The organism is Streptomyces sp. GC420 (assembly GCF_009916105.1).
GTDB lineage: Bacteria > Actinomycetota > Actinomycetes > Streptomycetales > Streptomycetaceae > Streptomyces.
On the sequence record NZ_JAAAXQ010000129.1, the window covers coordinates 1 to 19,101 of the forward strand.

Sequence of the window (19,101 nt, forward strand, 5' to 3'; positions counted from 1 at the left end):
ATAGTGTTTCGGTGGTCATAGCGTTAGGGAAACGCCCGGTTACATTCCGAACCCGGTAGCTAAGCCTTTCAGCGCCGATGGTACTGCAGGGGGGACCCTGTGGGAGAGTAGGACACCGCCGAACAATCATTCAGACGCTGGTCCCTGAACTTCGGTTCAGGGACCAGCGTTTTTTTGTACCCCGTCACTTCATGTTCACGTTGCGCGGCGAGCATCCGGCCATGGGGACAGCGGAGATGCTCAGAGCGGCCGGCGTCGGAGCCGGCGACGAGGTGGTCGTGTCCGCCTTCGGAAACGCCGAGGTGGCCGAGGCGGTCATGAGGACCGGTGCGCTTCCGGTGTTCGCGGACATCGAGCGTGACGGCTACTGCCTGGACGCCGCGGCCGTGGACGCGGTGGTCTCCGCGCGCACCGCCGCCGTCATCGCCGTACATCGCTTCGGGCACCCCGCCGACATGGCCCGGTTGCACGAAGTGGGGCGCATACACGGGCTGTTGGTGCTCGAGGAGCACGAGCCGCAGGAAGAGTTCCCCGGTGAGCTCGCCGGCGGGCTCGAACAGCGGCGGGTGAATGCGGCGTATCTCAGTGCCCGGCTGCGCGGGGTCGAGACGCCGGTGGCTGTCCAGGGGCACACCTACGCGCAGTACGTCGTCAGGGTGCCGGGAAACGGGCGCCCCGACCGCGACGCGTTCGCCCGGGCCATAAGAGCCAGGGGAGTTGAGTGCAGAGTGCCGGTGAAGGTCCCCGTGCACCGCATGCCCGGCTTCCGGCGGGACGTGTTCCTGCCCGAGACCGAGCGCGCGGCCCAGGAGACGCTGGCGCTGCCCCTGCACGGATCGATGTCGAGACGGGAGCTCCAGCGGCTCATATCCGCGTGCAACACGCTGGGCGGACTGTTGCAGGCAGCCTTCTGAGCCCGGTTCGGAGCACCCGGAGATACGGGGTATGATCTACACCGTTGCTCCGCGGGAGACCGCGGGAAGCGCAACCGGCCCCTATAGCTCAGTCGGCAGAGCGTCTCCATGGTAAGGAGAAGGTCAACGGTTCGATTCCGTTTGGGGGCTCCACCAGAGCAGAGAAAGAGGCTCCCGCCTTGTGGCGGGGGCCTTTTCGCTTTCCCGGATCCGTGGTTCGCTTCCTGCTCAGTCCGTCCGGGGTTCAGGTACCCGCATCGCCAGGATGGCCATGTCGTCGGACGCCGGCTCGGCGGCGAACCGCTCGACCGCGCGCAGGACTCGGGCGGCCACAGCGCCCGCGGTCAGGCCCGTGCACGTGGTGAGGACCTCGGCGAGGCCGTCGTCGCCGAGCATGCGGGTGCCCTCGCGGCGTTCCGTGACGCCGTCGGTGACGCAGAGAAGGACATCGCCCGGATCGAGGACGACCCGCTCCTCGTACAGTTCGAGGTCCTCCATCACGCCGAGCAGCGGCTGAGGTTCCGCGGCCGGCTCCACCGTGCCGTCCTGGCGCAGGCGCAGTGGCAGGGGGTGGCCGGCGCAGACGACCTTGAGGACGGCGCTGCCATCGGCCTGGGGCCACAGTTCGCCGTACAGAAGCGTGAGGAAGCGGCTGCGGGCCCCTTCGTCGAGGATCGCCGCGTTGAGCCGCTCCAGGACGGCAGGCCCGCCGAAGCCCTCACGGGCGAGCAGGCGCAGGGCATGCCGGGCCAGGCCGGTGACTGCCGCGGCCTCCGGGCCGGTGCCGCAGACGTCCCCGATGGCGAAGCCGTACGCGCCGTCGCGGATCGGGAACAGGTCGTAGAAGTCGCCGCCGACCTCGTTGCCCTCGCCGGCCGCCCGGTAGATGACGTCGACCTCGACGCCCGGGACGACCGGCAGTTCCGGGGGCAGGAGGCTGCGCTGGAGCGACTGGCTGATCGCCATGCGCTCTGAATACAGGCGGGAGTTGTCGAGGGCCAGGGCGGCCCTGCGGGACAGGTCCTCGGCCAGTTCGAGGATCTCCTGGCGGAAGTGGTCGTCGGCGGGCTTGCCGAGGGTGAGCATCCCGATGACGCGGTTCCGCGCGACCAGGGGGAGCACGACGGTCTCGCCGCCCACGGCCGAGGCGGTGGCCAGCGTCGTGCCGATGCCCGAGGAGACGGGTGAGGACTCTGCCGTGCCGAGGCTGCGCATGGAAGTGCGCAGCGCCGCGTCGTGGGCGGCCCGGCTGGGTGCCGACCATGTGCGGGCGCCGGGGGTGGGAACCGGGTCCGGCGGGTCGATGCGGGAGAGCAGGGCCTTGAGGCCGTCGATGCGGTCCTCGTCCTCGTGCAGCACGTAGGAGAGTTCGGGGTCGGAGGACTGGTCGGCGATGGTGTAGACGGCGCACCAGGTGGCGAGCGTCGGGACGGTCATCTGCGCCATGAGGGCCAGCGTCTGGTCGCGGTCCAGGGTTCCGGCGAGCAGGTCCGAGGCCTCGACGAGGAAGGACAGGGAGCCGCGGCGCAGGCGTTCCAGCTCGCCGAGGCGGGCGGACTCGACGGCGAGCGCGATGCGGTCGGCGGCGAACTGCAGGCGCAGCGCCTCCTCGTTGGAGTAGCGCCCGGGGGCTTCCGCCGCGACGCCGAGTGAGCCGGTGAGGCGACCCTCGACCTTGAGCGGGACGGTGACGACGGAGCGCATGCCGGTGCCGCTCAGCAGCGGCACGGCCCCGGGGACCGCCGTGAGGTCCTCGTGGACGGCGGGCATGCGGGCGGAGCCGTACCGGCCGGTGCCCGCCTCCACGGGGACCCGGGCGAAGCGCTGGCGGGCGGAGGGCAGGCCGGTGGAGGCGCGTACCTCGAGTTCGGTCTCGTCGTCGGTGGCGAGGAGCAGGAACGCGGAGTCGGCGTCGAGCATGTCGCGGGCGCGTTCGACGGTCCGCTGGAGCAGGCCGTCGAGGTCGTCGGGAGGCGGGGAGCCGATGAAGACCTCGAAGGGGTCGGTGGTGCGGCTCTCGGAGTGGTCGGAGGCGGGGCCGCGCAGGGGCGTCTGGAGGACGGCGCGCTCGTCGTCGCGCACGAGCAGGCAGACCGTGGAGGGCTCGCCGTCGGCATCGCGCATCCGCAGGTGGGACGCGTACACCGGGACCACACGGCCGTCGGTGTCCCGTATCCCGTACGAGCCCTCCCAGCGGGACAGCTGGAGCGCCTCGGCGATGCCGGTGCCGGTGCCCGGGGTGTGCGGCCAGGCCGCGAAGTCGGTGAGGGGCTTGCCGGTGACCTGTTCCGCCGGGTATCCGAACAGATCCTCGGCGTCCTCGTTCCAGGAGGCGACGCAGCCGCTGCGGTCGATCTGGACGACGGCGACGCGCACCCGGCCGTCGGTGCGCGGCAGCATCTCGGTCGGCAGTGCGGGGCCCGCGGCGCGGGTGCCGACGGGACGGTCGGGCAGGTCGAGTTGGAACCAGACCTGCTTGGAGGTCGGGGTGTAGTCGACGCCCCAGCGGGAGGCGAGGGCCCCGCACAGGAGCAGGCCGCGGCCGCCCTCGCGCTCCAGGCTGCCGAAGTCGTGGGCGGAGGTCTGGAGGGGGATCTCCCGCTCGGGGTAGCGGTCGGCGACCTCGATGCGTACGCCGGCGTCGGTACGAAGACAGAGCACGTCGGCGTTGGTGCCGGCGTGCACCACGGCGTTGGTGACGAGTTCGCTGGTGAGGACGACGGCGTCGTCCACGATGTCGGGGAAGCCCCAGCCCTGGAGGGTGTCGCGGACGAACGCACGCGCGGTCGCGACGGAGCGCCCGACCGGTTCGAAGCTGGCAGTCGCCCGTGCGGTGATCACACGTCTCCCCATCGGTGTCAGTGCCCTCTGAGTCCTGTGCCCGTTCGGCGAGCCTTCGATGCTTGGCTTGAGCACGAACTCTCCAGTCCGTTCCGTAGGGATACAGGCTAGTGGGGAGAGTGGATCGTTGTTCATCCGCATGCCCCTGGGAGATGTGGGGAGGCGACCCGCCGAGGTAAACGAGGCAGTCGCGGGCCCGTTACGGTTTGAACGCCGGTCGCCCCGGTGCTGCGAGATGGAACACTGGGCAAGGTTCTTAGAGACGACCCGGGTAGAACGTTCGACCCCGCGGGAGGGACAGAGTGGAGTCTGGCACAGCGACGCGGAGCAGGAGTGCGCGCGCGAAGGGCGGACGTTCCCGGACGAAAGGGACGGTCGAGGTGGATGCGGCAGCCCTGAACCGGCTGCTCACGGGCCTCGTCACCATGCGGGACGGCAACTTCCGCAAGCGCCTGACGGTCTCCGGTGACGGGGTGATGGCCGAGATCGCGGCCGTCTTCAACGAGGTCGCGGACCGGAACCTCCATCTGACCAATGAGCTCTCCCGGGTGCGCCGCATGGTGGGGCGCGAGGGGAAGCTGACCGAGCGGCTGGACGCGGGGGCCTGTGAGGGGTCCTGGGCGGCGGCGATCGAGGCGTCGAACGCTCTCGTCGACGACCTGGTGCGGCCGGCGAACGAGATCGGCCGGGTGCTGTCGGCCGTCGCGGAGGGTGACCTGTCGCAGCGCATGGAGCTGCGGACGGTCGGCGGTGACGGTGCGGTGCACCAGTTGCGCGGCGAGTTCCTGAGGGTCGGCAGGACGGTCAACGGCCTGGTGGACCAGCTGTCGACGTTCACCGACGAGGTCACCAGGGTGGCCATCGAGGTGGGCACGGAGGGCAAGCTCGGCGGCCAGGCGAAGGTGCGGGGGATGTCGGGGTCCTGGAAGGACCTGACGGACTCCGTCAACACCATGGCGTACCGGCTGACCGCGCAGGTGCGCGACATCGCGCTGGTCACGACGGCGGTCGCCAAGGGTGATCTGTCCCGGAAGGTCACGGTTCACGTGGCCGGGGAGATGCTGCAGCTGAAGAACACCGTCAACACGATGGTGGACCAGCTTTCCTCGTTCTCCTCCGAGGTGACGCGGGTGGCCCGTGAGGTGGGTACGGAGGGCGAGCTCGGCGGGCAGGCCACGGTGCCCGGGGTCGCGGGTGTGTGGAAGGACCTGACGGACTCCGTCAACACCATGGCCGGGAACCTGACCATGCAGGTGCGCGGGATCGCGCAGGTGACGACGGCGGTCGCGAACGGCGATCTGTCGCAGAAGGTCACGGTGAACGCGCGGGGCGAGGTCGCCCAGCTCGCCGAGACCATCAACCAGATGACCGAGACGCTGCGGACGTTCGCGGACGAAGTGACACGTGTGGCCCGTGAGGTCGGTGTGGAGGGCCAGCTCGGCGGCCAGGCCAACGTGCCGGGCGCGGCGGGGACCTGGAAGGACCTGACGGACTCCGTCAACACGGTCTTCCGCAACCTGACCACCCAGGTGCGGGACATCGCTCAGGTCACCACGGCCGTCGCGAGCGGTGACCTGTCGCAGAAGGTCACCGTGGACGTGGCCGGGGAGATGCTGGAGCTGAAGAACACCGTCAACTCGATGGTGGACCAGCTGCAGTCCTTCAGCCTCGAAGTGACGCGTGTGGCCCGTGAGATCGGTGTGGAGGGTGAGCTCGGCGGGCAGGCCCAGGTGCCCGGTGCCGCGGGGACGTGGAAGGACCTGACGGACTCCGTCAACACGGCGTTCCGGAACCTCACCGGACAGGTGCGCAACATCGCGCAGGTGACGACGGCCGTGGCCAACGGTGACCTGTCGCAGAAGGTCACCGTCGACGTGTCCGGCGAGATGCTCCAGCTGAAGAACACCGTGAACCGGATGGTGGACCAGCTGTCGTCCTTCGCCGACCAGGTGACGCGCATGGCGCGGGACGTCGGTACGGAGGGCCGGCTGGGCGGTCAGGCCAGGGTGGACGGCGTCAGCGGCACCTGGAAGGACCTCACGGACTCCGTCAACTTCATGGCGGGCAACCTGACTTCCCAGGTACGGCAGATCGCCCAGGTGACGACGGCGGTGGCCCGTGGCGATCTGTCGCAGAAGATCGAGGTCGACGCCCGGGGAGAGATCCTGGAGCTGAAGAACACCATCAACACGATGGTCGACCAGCTCAGCGCGTTCGCCGAGCAGGTGACCCGGGTGGCGCGCGAGGTGGGCACGGACGGGCGGCTGGGCGGCCAGGCCCAGGTGCCGGGCGTCGCGGGCGTCTGGCGCGACCTGACGGACTCCGTGAACGGCATGGCGTCCAACCTGACCGCTCAGGTCCGCAACATCGCGCAGGTCGCGACGGCGGTCGCGCGCGGTGACCTGTCGCAGAAGATCGACGTGGATGCCCGGGGAGAGATCCTGGAGCTGAAGAACACCCTCAACACGATGGTGGACCAGCTGTCCTCGTTCGCCGACCAGGTGACGCGGGTGGCCCGAGAGGTCGGTACGGAGGGCATCCTCGGCGGTCAGGCGGAGGTGCAGGGCGTCTCCGGCACCTGGAAGGACCTCACGCAGTCCGTCAACATGATGGCGAACAACCTGACCATGCAGGTCCGCAACATCGCCGACGTCACGACGGCGGTCGCCAAGGGCGACCTGTCGCGGAAGATCACCGTCGACGCGCGGGGCGAGATCCTCGAACTCGTCACCACCGTCAACACGATGGTGGACCAGCTGTCGAACTTCGCGGACGAGGTGACCCGGGTGGCCCGAGAGGTGGGCACCGAGGGCATCCTCGGCGGCCAGGCCCGGGTGCCCGGCATCACCGGTATCTGGAAGGACCTGAGCGACAACGTCAACCAGATGGCGTCCAACCTGACCAGCCAGGTGCGCAACATCTCGCAGGTCTCGGCGGCGGTCGCCAACGGTGACCTGACCAAGAAGGTCACCGTCGAGGCGCGCGGCGAGGTGGCCCTGCTCGCCGACACCGTCAACTCCATGGTGACGACGCTGTCCTCGTTCGCCGACGAGGTCACGCGTGTGGCCCGTGAGGTGGGCACCGACGGGCGGCTGGGCGGCCAGGCCCGCGTCCCGGGCGTCTCCGGTACGTGGAAGGACCTCACCGAGTCGGTGAACTCGATGGCGTCCAACCTGACCGGCCAGGTGCGGCAGATCGCCATGGTCACCACCGCCATCGCGACCGGTGACCTGACGAAGAAGATCGACATTGACGCGCGCGGCGAGATCCTGGAGCTGAAGACGACCATCAACACGATGGTCGACCAGCTGTCATCGTTCGCCGAGGAGGTCACCCGCGTCGCCCGTGAGGTGGGCACCGAGGGGCAGCTGGGCGGCCAGGCGCGGGTCAGGGACGCCGACGGCACGTGGCGCGACCTGACCGAGTCCGTGAACGAGATGGCCGGGAACCTGACCCGTCAGGTGCGTGCCATCGCCCGTGTCGCCACCGCGGTGACGCGCGGCGATCTCACCCTGAAGATCAACGTGGACGCCTCGGGCGAGATCCAGGATCTGCAGGACAACATCAACACGATGATCGCCAACCTGCGGGACACCACCCTCGCCAACGAGGAGCAGGACTGGCTGAAGGGCAATCTGGCCCGTATCTCCGGTCTGATGCAGGGCCGGCGCGACCTGGAGGACGTCGCCAAGCTCATCATGAGCGAGCTGTCACCGGCGGTGTCGGCGCAGCACGGCGCGTTCTTCCTGGCCATGCCCACCGACGGCAGCCAGGACGTCGGCGCCAAGGACGGCACGTCGTACGAGCTGAGGATGCTGGGGGGCTACGGATACTCGAAGGGCACCATGCCCACGACGTTCCGTCCCGGTGAGACGCTCATCGGCACCGCCGCCAAGGAGAAGCGCACGATCCTGGTGGAGAACGTGCCGCCGGGCTACCTGAAGATCTCGTCCGGTCTGGGCGAGGCGCCGCCGGCCCATGTCATCGTGCTGCCGGTGCTGTTCGAGGGACGGGTCCTCGGCGTGATCGAACTGGCGTCGTTCCAGCCGTTCACCCAGATCCAGAAGGACTTCCTCAGCCAGATCGCGGAGATGATCGCGACGTCGGTCAACACGATCAGCGTCAACACCAAGACCGAGGTGCTGCTGAAGCAGTCCCAGGAACTCACCGAGCAGCTGCGCGAGCGCTCCGACGAGCTGGAGAACCGGCAGCGGGCGCTGGAGGCCTCCAACGCGGAACTGGAGGAGAAGGCCGAGCTGCTGGCCCGGCAGAACCGGGACATCGAGGTGAAGAACACCGAGATCGAGGAGGCGCGGCAGGTCCTGGAGGAGCGCGCGGAACAGCTCGCGGTCTCCATGCGTTACAAGTCCGAGTTCCTGGCGAACATGTCGCACGAGCTGCGTACGCCGCTCAACTCGCTGCTGATCCTCGCCAAGCTGCTCGCCGACAACGCCGAGGGCAATCTCTCGCCGAAGCAGGTGGAGTTCGCCGAGACCATCCACGGGGCAGGCTCGGACCTGCTCCAGCTCATCAACGACATCCTCGACCTGTCGAAGGTCGAGGCGGGCAAGATGGACGTGAGCCCGACCAGGATCGCGCTGGTGCAGCTGGTGGACTACGTCGAGGCGACGTTCCGGCCGCTCACCGCGGAGAAGGGGCTCGACTTCTCGGTGCGGGTCTCACCGGAGCTGCCGGCGACGCTGCACACCGACGAGCAGCGGCTGCTGCAGGTGCTGCGCAACCTGCTGTCCAACGCGGTGAAGTTCACCGACAGCGGGGCGGTGGAGCTCGTCATCAGGCCGGCCAGGTCGGACGTTCCCTCCGCGATCCGCGAGCAGTTGCTGGAGGCGGGGTCGCTGCGGGAGGCGGACGCCGATCTGATCGCCTTCTCGGTGACCGACACCGGTATCGGCATCGCGGCGAGCAAGATGCGGGTCATCTTCGAGGCGTTCAAACAGGCCGACGGCACGACCAGCAGGAAGTACGGCGGTACGGGCCTGGGGCTGTCCATCTCCAGGGAGATCGCGCGGTTGCTGGGCGGCGAGATCCACGCGGCGAGCGAGCCGGGCCGCGGTTCGACGTTCACGCTGTATCTGCCGCTTCACCCGAGTGAGTTGCCCCCCCAGGGCTACCCGCAGCTCGCGCCGGGAGCGGCTCCCGAGTTCGCGAACCCCGCGCAGGGCGTCGAGGGAGACGGCCTCCCCGCCGCGGAGGCGCCGGCCGAGCAGGTGGCGCTGCACGCGGTGCACTCCGCAGACGGGCAGGCCGCGGGACTGGCGCGGCGGCGGCGCAGGGCGGCGAGCGAGAACCGGTCGGTGCTGACTTCGGCGCGGCGGGGCCTCGGCGCGGCGGCCCAGGAGCCGTGGGCCTCGCCGGGCATTGGCGAGGGGGCGTCGGGCCAGCCGGGGCGGGTCGAGTTCAACGGTGAGAAGGTACTCATCGTCGACGACGACATCCGCAATGTGTTCGCCCTGACCAGTGTGCTGGAGCAGCACGGGCTGTCGGTGCTGTACGCGGAGAACGGCCGCGAGGGAATCGAGGTGCTGGAGCAGCACGACGATGTGACCGTCGTTCTGATGGACATCATGATGCCCGAAATGGATGGTTACGCCACGACGACGGCGATCCGCAGGATGCCGCAGTTCGCCGGGCTGCCGATCATCGCGCTGACCGCCAAGGCGATGAAGGGTGACCGGGAGAAGGCCATCGACTCCGGAGCCTCCGACTACGTGACCAAACCGGTCGACCCCGATCATCTGCTGGCCGTCATGGACCGGTGGATGCGTGAGAAGTCATGAGCCGGAAATCAGGGGGTGACCGGCCGGTGGGTGAATATGTCGGGGTCCGTTGACTGACCTTGCCCGGCGGTGTGTGGAAACGTGGTGACCGGGGAACCTTCTGGTCCCCGGCTGCGTTTCTGCTGCATGCACAGTGACATCACGGTGACAGGGTGTGGTGACAGGCGGGGTGCGGCTACGATGACCGGCACAAGGACGGGCGGCGTTAGGGAGTCGTCCCCTGGGGCGGCCCCCGGTTCGTCCCCCGGCTCGCTGAGCCGGGGAGACCCGAAGCCGGGGCGAGGAGGACGAGGCATGGTGCAGAAGGCCAAGATCCTCCTGGTCGATGACCGGCCGGAGAATCTGCTGGCGCTGGAGGCCATCCTCTCTGCGCTCGATCAGACACTGGTGCGGGCATCGTCAGGGGAGGAAGCGCTCAAAGCACTGCTGACCGATGATTTCGCGGTGATTCTGCTCGACGTCCAGATGCCGGGCATGGACGGCTTCGAGACGGCGGCGCACATCAAGCGCAGGGAGCGGACGCGGGACATCCCGATCATCTTCCTCACCGCCATCAACCACGGCCCGCACCACACCTTCCGCGGCTATGCCGCGGGCGCCGTGGACTACATCTCGAAGCCCTTCGACCCCTGGGTGCTGCGCGCGAAAGTCTCGGTCTTCGTCGAGCTCTACATGAAGAACTGCCAGTTGCGGGAGCAAGCAGCCCTGCTGCGTCTGCAGTTGGAGGGCGGCGACCGACCAGGCGTCGGGAAGGAGTCGGCGGGCCTGCTCGCCGAGCTCTCCGCGCGGCTCGCGGCCGTCGAGGAGCAGGCCGAGGCACTCTCCAAGCAGCTCGACGACGATTCGGCGGACGCTGCCGCGGTCGCCACCGCCGCCCATCTGGAACGCAAACTCACCGGGCTGAGGAGGGCGTTGGACGCGCTGGAGCCGGGCACCGGAGGCCCGGCGTCCCCGATGTCCTCGCCGAACTGACCGGGCCCCGGCAGTGACCGGTGCCGCACGGGGAATCCCGGCGTCGGAACCGGGCGGAAGAACCGGGCACCCGTAGGGCCGGGTGAGTGCCCGCCAGGCACCCGTTGAAGGTGCGTCACCTTTCCGGTCGCGTATCCGCGACACGAACGGGTGAAGCAGTGGGCACGCGTGTTCACTGGCGTCGTCACCGGTAACCTCACCCTCATGGCCTCACGTACGTCCGGCAAGGGTTCGACAGGAGCAGCGGGCTCCGCCAAGCCGCGCGCAGGCCGTACCGCAGGTGCCGCGAAGAAGGCCGCGGCGCCCGTCAAGAAGGCTCCGGCGAAGAAGGCGGCGGCGAAGCGGGCACCCGCCAGGAAGGCCGCTGCCAGGAAGCCCGCGGCCAAGGCGGCACCCAAGCCCGCTCCCAGCCCGACCAACGGCGTCTACCGCCTCGTCCGTGCCCTCTGGCTCGGCCTCGCACACGCCGTCGGCGCCCTGTTCCGCGGCATAGGGCGCGGTGCCAAAGGTCTGGACCCTGCGCACCGCAAGGACGGGCTGGCCCTGCTGCTGCTCGGCCTCGCACTGATCGTCGCCGCAGGCACCTGGTCGAACCTGCGCGGCCCCGTGGGAGACCTCGTCGGGATCCTCGTCACCGGCACATTCGGGCGCCTCGACCTGCTCGTCCCGATCCTGCTGGGTGTCGTCGCGGTGCGGCTGATCCGGCATCCCGAGCAGAAGGACGCCAACGGCCGGATCGTCATCGGGCTCTCGGCCCTCGTCATCGGTGTGCTCGGGCTGGTCCATGTCGCCTGCGGTACCCCGGGCCGCGGCGAGGGCCACGAAGCCATCCAGGACGCGGGCGGCCTCATCGGCTGGGCCGTCTCCCGCCCGCTGGTGTTCGCCATGGGCTCGGTGCTCGCCTGGCCTCTTCTGCTGCTGCTCACCGTCTTCGGACTGCTCGTCGTGACCGCCACCCCCGTCAACGCGATCCCGCGCCGGCTGCGGGCTCTCGGGGCCCGGCTCGGGGTCCTCGAGACCGCGCCGGCCGCGGAAGAGAGGGAGACGGAGGACGACGCGCGCTACGACGAGCAGTGGCGCGATGCGCTGCCCGCCCGCGCCAGGCGTCCCCGCCGCTCCGACGCGCCGGCGGACGACGGCCCGGACCAGGCCGAGGAGGAGGCGCTGAGCAGGCGCCGCCGCACGCGCAGGGCGTCCGCCCAGCCCGGGGCCGAGCGCTCCCGGGAGGCGGTGGACATCGCCGCGGCGGCCGCCGCCGCCCTGGACGGGGCCGTCATGCACGGCATGCCCCCCTCCCCGCTCCTCGCCGAGATCACCCACGGCGTCTCCGCGGCAGACCGTGCGGAGGCCGTTGCCGCGTCCCCGCCGGTGCCGGTGCCGGTGCCGGTGCCGCCCGCCCGGGACGAGACGGGTCCCTCGTCCTCCGTACCCGACCTGACCAAGGCGCCGCCCGAGACGGAGGGCCGGCCGCTGCCGCCACGCGCCGAGCAGCTCCAGCTGTCCGGCGACATCACCTACGCGCTGCCCTCCCTCGACCTGCTGGAGCGCGGCGGCCCCGGCAAGACCCGCAGCGCCGCCAACGACGCGGTCGTCGCCTCGCTGATGAACGTCTTCACGGAGTTCAAGGTCGACGCGGCGGTCACCGGGTTCACCCGGGGGCCGACGGTCACCCGCTACGAGGTCGAGCTCGGACCGGCCGTGAAGGTCGAGCGGATCACGGCGCTGACCAAGAACATCGCATACGCCGTGGCCAGTCCCGACGTGCGGATCATCAGCCCGATCCCCGGGAAGTCCGCGGTCGGCATCGAGATCCCGAACACGGACCGGGAGATGGTCAACCTGGGCGACGTGCTCCGGCTGGCGGCCGCCGCCGAGGACGATCACCCGATGCTCGTGGGGCTCGGCAAGAACGTCGAGGGCGGCTACGAGATGGCCAACCTCGCCAAGATGCCGCACGTCCTCGTCGCGGGCGCCACCGGCTCGGGAAAGTCGTCCTGCATCAACTGCCTGATCACCTCGATCATGATGCGGGCGTCCCCGGAGGACGTACGGATGGTGCTGGTCGACCCCAAGCGGGTGGAGCTCACCGCGTACGAGGGCATCCCGCACCTGATCACCCCGATCATCACCAACCCCAAGCGGGCCGCCGAGGCGCTGCAGTGGGTCGTGCGGGAGATGGACCTGCGCTACGACGACCTGGCGGCCTACGGCTTCCGCCATATCGACGACTTCAACCACGCCGTGCGGACGGGCAGGCTCAAGGCGCCGGAGGGCAGCGAGCGGGAGCTCTCGCCCTACCCGTACCTGCTGGTGATCGTCGACGAGCTCGCGGACCTGATGATGGTCGCGCCGCGTGACGTGGAGGACGCCATCGTCCGCATCACGCAGCTCGCGCGCGCCGCCGGCATCCATCTGGTGCTCGCCACCCAGCGTCCGTCCGTCGACGTCGTCACCGGACTGATCAAGGCGAACGTTCCCTCGAGGCTGGCCTTCGCCACCTCGTCGCTCGCCGACAGCCGGGTCATTCTCGACCAGCCGGGCGCCGAGAAGCTGATCGGCAAGGGCGACGGACTGTTCCTGCCGATGGGGGCCAACAAGCCGGTCCGCCTTCAGGGCGCTTTCGTGACCGAGGAAGAGGTGGCGGCGGTCGTCCGCCACTGCAAGGATCAGATGGCGCCGGTGTTCCGGGACGACGTCGCGGTCGGCGCGAAGCAGAAGAAGGAGATCGACGAGGACATCGGCGACGACCTGGACCTGCTGTGCCAGGCCGCGGAGCTGGTGGTCTCCACGCAGTTCGGTTCGACCTCGATGCTCCAGCGCAAGCTGCGGGTGGGCTTCGCCAAGGCGGGCCGGCTCATGGACCTGATGGAGTCGCGGAACATCGTGGGCCCGAGCGAAGGTTCGAAGGCCCGCGACGTGCTGATCAAACCGGACGAACTGGACGGAGTGCTCGCCGTGATCCGTGGCGAGTCCGATTCGTGACTCACTCGTAAGGATCAAAGGCAGATCAGCGGGCAACCGTTTCCTCTGGCGATACGTCAAGTTGAAGAAGCCGTTGGGCGGGTAGCCGACCATGGACCGCCATGCGGTCCGTGGTCCACTGCCCGGCAGCGGTCCAGAACGACGTCCCACGGGCAATCCCGATGGCGGACAAACTCCCGCCTCCCGCTTGCCCCACCCTTTCGTACCACCCCTAGACTGAACATCCAGCAGGTGGCTACACGCTCGAAAGGCGCCCCCGTGTCCATCGGCAACTCCCCCGAAGACGACCGCCCTTCGGCCGAAGACCTCGCTCCGGCCGATGACCTCTTCCAGGACCGTCCCTCGGTCGGTCGAGCCCTCCAGCAGGCCCGTATCGCGGCCGGACTGACCATCGACGAGGTCAGTGCCACCACACGCGTGCGCGTGCCCATCGTCCAGGCGATCGAGCAGGACGACTTCTCGCGCTGCGGCGGCGATGTGTACGCCCGCGGACACATCAGGATGCTCGCCCAGGCCGTGGGACTGGATCCGGCGGACCTGGTCGCGCAGTTCGATGCCGAGCACGGCGGGCGGCCCGCGCCGACCCCCGCCGCGCCCCTGTTCGAGGCGGAACGGATCAGGCCCGAACGAGGCCGGCCCAACTGGACCGCCGCGATGGTCGCCGCGATCGTCGCCGTCGTGGGCTTCGTCGGCTTCACCGCCTTCGGCGGCGACGACCCGGCCAAGAAGACGACGGAGGCCGAGGCGTCCGTCTCCCCGAAGCCCTCAACCAGCGCCCCCGCCGACCCCGACGAGGCCGGAGACCGGGACCCGGAGCCCTCCGACAGCGCCATCGCGGCCGCCCCGCTCGACAAGGTCACGGTGAAGCTGACGGCGGCCGACGGTAAGAGCTGGATCTCCGCCAAGGACCACAACGGCCGGCTGCTGTTCGACGGTCTGCTCGAGCAGGGCGCCTCGAAGACCTTCACCGACAAGCAGCAGATCGACCTGGTGCTGGGCAACGCGGGCGCGATCCAGCTCTTCGTGAACGGCAAGGAGATCGAGGACGAGTTCCAGCCCGGGCAGGTCGAGCGGCTCTCCTACACCACGGGCGACCCCGAGGCCGGCTGACCGCCGTCCCGGCCCGGGGTGCCCGGGCCGGGACCCGGCCGCCGGCCCGGCGGGGCGCCACCGGACGGCAACGGGGCGGACGGCCCGCAGGCCGCCCCGCGGTGCAACGGACGATGACGGCCGTACACCCTGAGGGCGAAGGGGCGGGCCTGGACAAAGTAGGCTTGAGCCATGCCCCAACGCCGTACCGTCGCCCTTGTCACGCTTGGCTGCGCCCGTAATGAGGTGGACTCGGAGGAACTGGCGGGACGCCTTGCGGCGGACGGCTGGCAACTCGTCGAGAACGCCGCGGAAGCCGACGTCGCCGTCGTCAACACCTGCGGCTTCGTCGAGGCCGCCAAGAAGGACTCCGTGGACGCCCTCCTCGAGGCCAATGACCTCAAGGAGCACGGCCGCACCCAGGCGGTGGTCGCGGTCGGCTGCATGGCGGAGCGGTACGGCAAGGAACTTGCCGAGGCCCTCCCCGAGGCCGACGGCGTACTCGGCTTCGACGACTACAACGACATCTCCGACCGCCTCCAGACCATCCTGAGCGGCGGCATCCACGCCTCCCACACCCCCCGCGACCGGCGCAGACTGCTGCCGATCAGCCCCGCCGACCGGCAGACCGCCAGTGCCGGCGTCGCCCTGCCCGGGCACGGCCCCGCCGACCTCCCCGAGGGTGTCGCCCCGTCCTCCGGACCGCGTGCCCCGCTGCGGCAGCGGCTGGGCTCCTCGCCGGTGGCCTCCGTGAAACTCGCCTCGGGCTGCGACCGGCGGTGCTCCTTCTGCGCCATCCCGTCCTTCCGCGGCTCCTTCATCTCGCGCCGCCCGAGCGATGTCCTCGGTGAGACGCGCTGGCTGGCCGAGCAGGGCGTCAAGGAGATCATGCTGGTCTCCGAGAACAACACCTCGTACGGCAAGGACCTCGGCGACATCAGGCTGCTGGACACCCTGCTGCCGGAACTGGCGGCCGTCGACGGCATCGAGCGGATCCGGGTCAGCTATCTGCAGCCCGCCGAGATGCGCCCCGACCTGATCGACGTCCTGACGGGCACCGACAAGGTCGCGCCCTACTTCGACTTGTCCTTCCAGCACTCCGCGCCGGACGTCCTGCGCGCCATGCGGCGTTTCGGTGACACCGACCGCTTCCTCGGACTCCTGGAGACCATTCGCGGCAAGGCACCCCAGGCCGGTGTGCGGTCCAACTTCATCGTGGGCTTCCCCGGCGAGACGGAGGCCGACCTCGCCGAGCTGGAGCGGTTCCTGACCGCCGCGCGCCTCGACGCGATCGGTGTCTTCGGATACTCCGACGAGGAGGGAACGGAGGCGGCGACGTACCCCGGCAAGGTCGACGAGGACGTGGTCGCGGACCGGCTCGCGCACATCTCGCGCCTGGCGGAGGAGCTGACCACCCAGCGCGCGGAGGAACGGCTCGGCGAGACCGTGCACGTTCTCGTGGAGTCCCTGGACGACGAGGAGGGGGCCGTGGGCCGCGCGGCGCATCAGGCACCCGAGACGGACGGTCAAGTGCTGCTCGGCAGCGGCGAGGGACTGCGGATCGGCCGTATCGTCGAGGCGAAGGTGGTCGGTACGGAGGGCGTGGACCTCGTCGCGGAGCCGCTGCCGTCGGAGACGAACGGACACACCGAGGAGGCGAGCAGATGACGGGAGTCCCGGCCTCCGCCGCGGGCGGCACCGGCGCGGCGCCGGCGCCCGGCGGCAAGCTGGGCACCCCGGCGCGCCCCGCTCCGGCCCTGTGGAACATCGCCAACATCCTCACGATGGTGCGCCTGCTCCTCGTGCCCGGCTTCGTGGTGCTGATGCTGCAGGGCGGCGGTTACGACCCGGCCTGGAGGTCACTGGCCTGGGCCGCCTTCGCGATCGCCATGATCACCGACCTGTTCGACGGTCACCTCGCGCGGATGTACAACCTGGTCACCAACTTCGGGAAGATCGCCGACCCGATAGCGGACAAAGCGATCATGGGCGCCGCGCTGGTCTGTCTGTCGGCCCTCGGGGATCTGCCCTGGTGGGTGACGGGCGTGATCCTCTTCCGGGAACTCGGCATCACGCTGATGCGCTTCTGGGTCATCAGACACGCGGTCATCCCCGCCAGCCGCGGCGGCAAGATGAAGACGCTGGCGCAGGGCATCGCGGTCGGCATGTACGTGCTGGCACTGACCGGGCCGCTGGCCACCCTGCGCTTCTGGGTCATGGCCGTCGCGGTGGTGCTCACCGTGGTGACCGGCCTCGACTACGTGCGGCAGGCCGTGGTCCTGCGCCGGAACGGGCTCGCGGCCGAACGCGCGGCGGCCAGGGAGGCATCCGCCCAGGAGACGGCCGTCCGGGAGGCGGGACGGGCGCTCGCGGCGGAGCCTGTCGCGTCCGAGAGCGTCGCGAGCGAGCCCGGCGCGTCCGGGAGCCTCGCGGCGGACTCCGCCGCGTCGGAGCCCGTTGCCCACGCGCCGGTCGCCGGTGAGCCGGCCGTTCCCGAGCCTGCCGTACGGGCGCAGGCCTCGGCGGAACCGGCAGCCGGCGCGGAGCCGGCCGCCCAGGAATCGGCACGCCGGGAGCGCGGCTGATGGACCCGGGGACCGTGGAGCGGGACCCGGGGACGCCGGGTCCCGGCGTGCGGGACCTGGCCGCCCGTGTGCTCGGGCTGCTCACGGAGCGCGGGCAGACGCTCGCCGTGGCCGAGTCCCTCACCGGCGGTCTGGTGGCCGCGGAGCTCACCTCCGTGCCCGGTGCCTCGAAGGCATTCCGGGGCTCCGTGACGGCGTACGCCACGCCCCTCAAGGAGCGGCTGCTCGGGGTGGACGGCGGCCTGCTGGCGGCGCGCGGAGCGGTGGACGCCGAGGTCGCGCGCCAGATGGCGGCAGGGGTGCGCACGGCGCTCGGAGCGGACTGGGGTCTTGCGACGACGGGGGTCGCCGGGCCCGATCCGCAGGACGGACAGCCGGTCGGAACGGTCTTCGTGGCGGCCGCGGGGCCGTCGGGAAGCGGAAACGTCGTCCCACTGCGGTTGAATGGCGACCGGGCGGAAATCCGTATGGAGAGTGTGCGGAGGGTGCTCGCGCTGCTCTCCGGGGTATTGACCAAGGAACCGACCGGAGAACTGATCGCGAATGCGCGGGCACAGGATACGGAACAGAACGGGGGGATTTGATGTTTGCAGCCCTGAGTGAACACGACATCGCTCCCCGCACGGCCGCAGCCCGAGGCGGTACGGTGGTGCGAGAAGGATGCGGCTACGCGGTCCGAGGAGGGAGCCACCGATGATTCTGCTCCGTCGCCTGCTTGGTGACGTGCTGCGTCGGCAGCGCCAGCGCCAGGGCCGTACTCTGCGCGAAGTCTCCTCGTCCGCCCGAGTCTCGCTCGGCTATCTCTCAGAGGTGGAGCGGGGGCAGAAGGAGGCCTCCTCCGAGCTGCTCTCAGCGATTTGCGACGCGCTTGACGTACGGATGTCCGAGCTGATGCGGGAAGTGAGCGACGAACTCGCGCTCGCCGAGCTGGCACAGTCGGCCGCTGCGAGCGAGCCGGTCCCCGCACCGGTGCGTCCAATGCTCAACACGGTCTCCGTCACCTCGGTGACCGGCGTACCGGCCGAGCGCGTCACCATCAAGGCGCCCGCGGAGGCAGTGGACGTCGTCGCCGCCTGACCCTGCCTGCCATCCGGCGGGAGAGCGGCGTCGCTCATGTGTCTGTCGAGGCCCCGGCCGCAGTGCGGTCGGGGCCTCGACGTTTCCCCACGGGTGACCGGTCTGTGACTTTCTGTGCCATCGTAGAGAGAAGTGTCACGATGAGCCGCTGATCATGCCGAATGAGAGGAATGTCATGGCTGTGAAGAGCCCTCTCGGAGACAAGGACCGGGCGACCGTCGGCGAGGCCCTGCAGGGTGCGCTCGTGGACCTCGTGGACCTCTCGCTCGTGGCCAAGCAGGTGCACTGGAACGTCATAGGCCCGCGCTTCCGCTCCATCCACCTCCAGCTCGACGAAGTCGTCGCCAGCGCCCGTACGCACACCGACACGGTGGCCGAGCGGGCCTCCGCGATCGGGGTCTCGCCGGACGGGCGGTCCGCCACGGTGGCGGGCGGCAGCGCCATCGGCTCGGTCCAGGAAGGCTGGATCAAGGACGCCGAGGCGGTACGGCTCATGGTGGACGCCCTGGGCGCGGTGATCGGGCGGATGAGGGAGCGGATCGCCGCCACCGACGAGCCCGACCCCGTCACCCAGGACTTGCTGATCGGGCTGACCGCCGACCTCGAGAAGCATGCCTGGATGTTCCAGGCCGAGTCCGAGAGCGTCTGAGCGCAGGACGCGGGGTGGGTTCCGGCCCCGCGCGGGGCGCGGACTCCGGCGCCGCGCGCCGGGGATGCCGTCGGTGCGCTCTCCCGCCCGGTGGCCCCGGACGGCTAGCGTCGGCCGGAGGAGGCAGCCGTGGCCGTGCGTGAGGTCCTGGGCTTCGGCGGGCGTCTGCGTGGCGGCCGCGGGCGGGCCCTGAG

11 protein-coding genes, 1 tRNA gene and 1 rRNA gene are annotated in these 19,101 nt (G+C 70.1%); 12 read left to right on the forward strand and 1 reads right to left on the reverse strand.

Translation table 11 applies throughout. The features are described 5' to 3' along the window. Window positions 1–7 precede the first annotated feature (7 nt). From rrf to GUY61_RS17780, 3 genes are all read left to right on the forward strand, one after another. Window positions 8–124 (forward strand): 5S ribosomal RNA (gene rrf, locus GUY61_RS17770). 97 nt (window positions 125–221) lie between these two features. Then, the gene (locus tag GUY61_RS17775; protein ID WP_208106124.1) at window positions 222–914 is read left to right on the forward strand and encodes a DegT/DnrJ/EryC1/StrS family aminotransferase; all 693 of its coding nucleotides are present in this window, start codon (window positions 222–224) and stop codon (window positions 912–914) included. A gap of 77 nt (window positions 915–991) precedes the next feature. Beyond that, window positions 992–1,067 (forward strand) — tRNA-Thr (locus GUY61_RS17780). Window positions 1,068–1,142: 75 nt separating this feature from the next. Here GUY61_RS17780 and GUY61_RS17785 read toward each other — a convergent pair. Beyond that, window positions 1,143–3,767 carry a SpoIIE family protein phosphatase gene (locus tag GUY61_RS17785; protein ID WP_166631162.1) on the reverse strand — a complete coding sequence of 875 codons (2,625 nt, stop codon included), beginning with the start codon at window positions 3,765–3,767 and terminating at the stop codon, window positions 1,143–1,145. A gap of 290 nt (window positions 3,768–4,057) precedes the next feature. Here GUY61_RS17785 and GUY61_RS17790 point away from each other — a divergent pair, with 290 nt between their 5' ends. The 9 genes from GUY61_RS17790 to GUY61_RS17830 all read left to right on the forward strand — a co-directional run bounded on the left by GUY61_RS17790 (window position 4,058) and on the right by GUY61_RS17830 (window position 18,907). Beyond that, window positions 4,058–9,553: a HAMP domain-containing protein gene (locus tag GUY61_RS17790; protein WP_313896717.1), complete on the forward strand. Its 5,496-nt coding sequence runs from the start codon at window positions 4,058–4,060 to the stop codon at window positions 9,551–9,553. Window positions 9,554–9,847: 294 nt separating this feature from the next. After that, entirely contained in the window at window positions 9,848–10,525 is a 678-nt protein-coding gene (locus GUY61_RS17795) for a two-component system response regulator (protein WP_166631164.1), read from the forward strand. Between the two features lie 204 nt (window positions 10,526–10,729). Further along, window positions 10,730–13,507 carry a DNA translocase FtsK gene (locus tag GUY61_RS17800; RefSeq protein WP_166631165.1) on the forward strand — a complete coding sequence of 926 codons (2,778 nt, stop codon included), beginning with the start codon at window positions 10,730–10,732 and terminating at the stop codon, window positions 13,505–13,507. Between the two features lie 258 nt (window positions 13,508–13,765). Then, entirely contained in the window at window positions 13,766–14,617 is an 852-nt protein-coding gene (locus tag GUY61_RS17805) for a helix-turn-helix domain-containing protein (protein WP_166631166.1), read from the forward strand. A 171-nt stretch (window positions 14,618–14,788) separates the two neighbouring features. After that, on the forward strand, window positions 14,789–16,264 hold the full coding sequence (rimO, locus tag GUY61_RS17810; protein WP_166631167.1) for a 30S ribosomal protein S12 methylthiotransferase RimO: 1,476 nt from the start codon (window positions 14,789–14,791) through the stop codon (window positions 16,262–16,264). Continuing rightward, window positions 16,261–17,181 carry a CDP-diacylglycerol--glycerol-3-phosphate 3-phosphatidyltransferase gene (pgsA, locus tag GUY61_RS17815; protein WP_166631168.1) on the forward strand — a complete coding sequence of 307 codons (921 nt, stop codon included), beginning with the start codon at window positions 16,261–16,263 and terminating at the stop codon, window positions 17,179–17,181. The genes rimO and pgsA overlap by 4 nt, the downstream gene beginning before the upstream one ends. Then, window positions 17,181–17,765 carry a CinA family protein gene (locus GUY61_RS17820; RefSeq protein WP_166631169.1) on the forward strand — a complete coding sequence of 195 codons (585 nt, stop codon included), beginning with the start codon at window positions 17,181–17,183 and terminating at the stop codon, window positions 17,763–17,765. Before pgsA ends, GUY61_RS17820 begins: the two co-directional genes overlap by 1 nt. 109 nt (window positions 17,766–17,874) lie before the next feature. Then, complete coding sequence (locus tag GUY61_RS17825) at window positions 17,875–18,258, forward strand: helix-turn-helix domain-containing protein (protein WP_166631170.1); 384 nt, start codon at window positions 17,875–17,877, stop codon at window positions 18,256–18,258. Window positions 18,259–18,433: 175 nt separating this feature from the next. Further along, the gene (locus GUY61_RS17830; protein ID WP_166631171.1) at window positions 18,434–18,907 is read left to right on the forward strand and encodes a Dps family protein; all 474 of its coding nucleotides are present in this window, start codon (window positions 18,434–18,436) and stop codon (window positions 18,905–18,907) included. Window positions 18,908–19,101 lie beyond the last annotated feature (194 nt).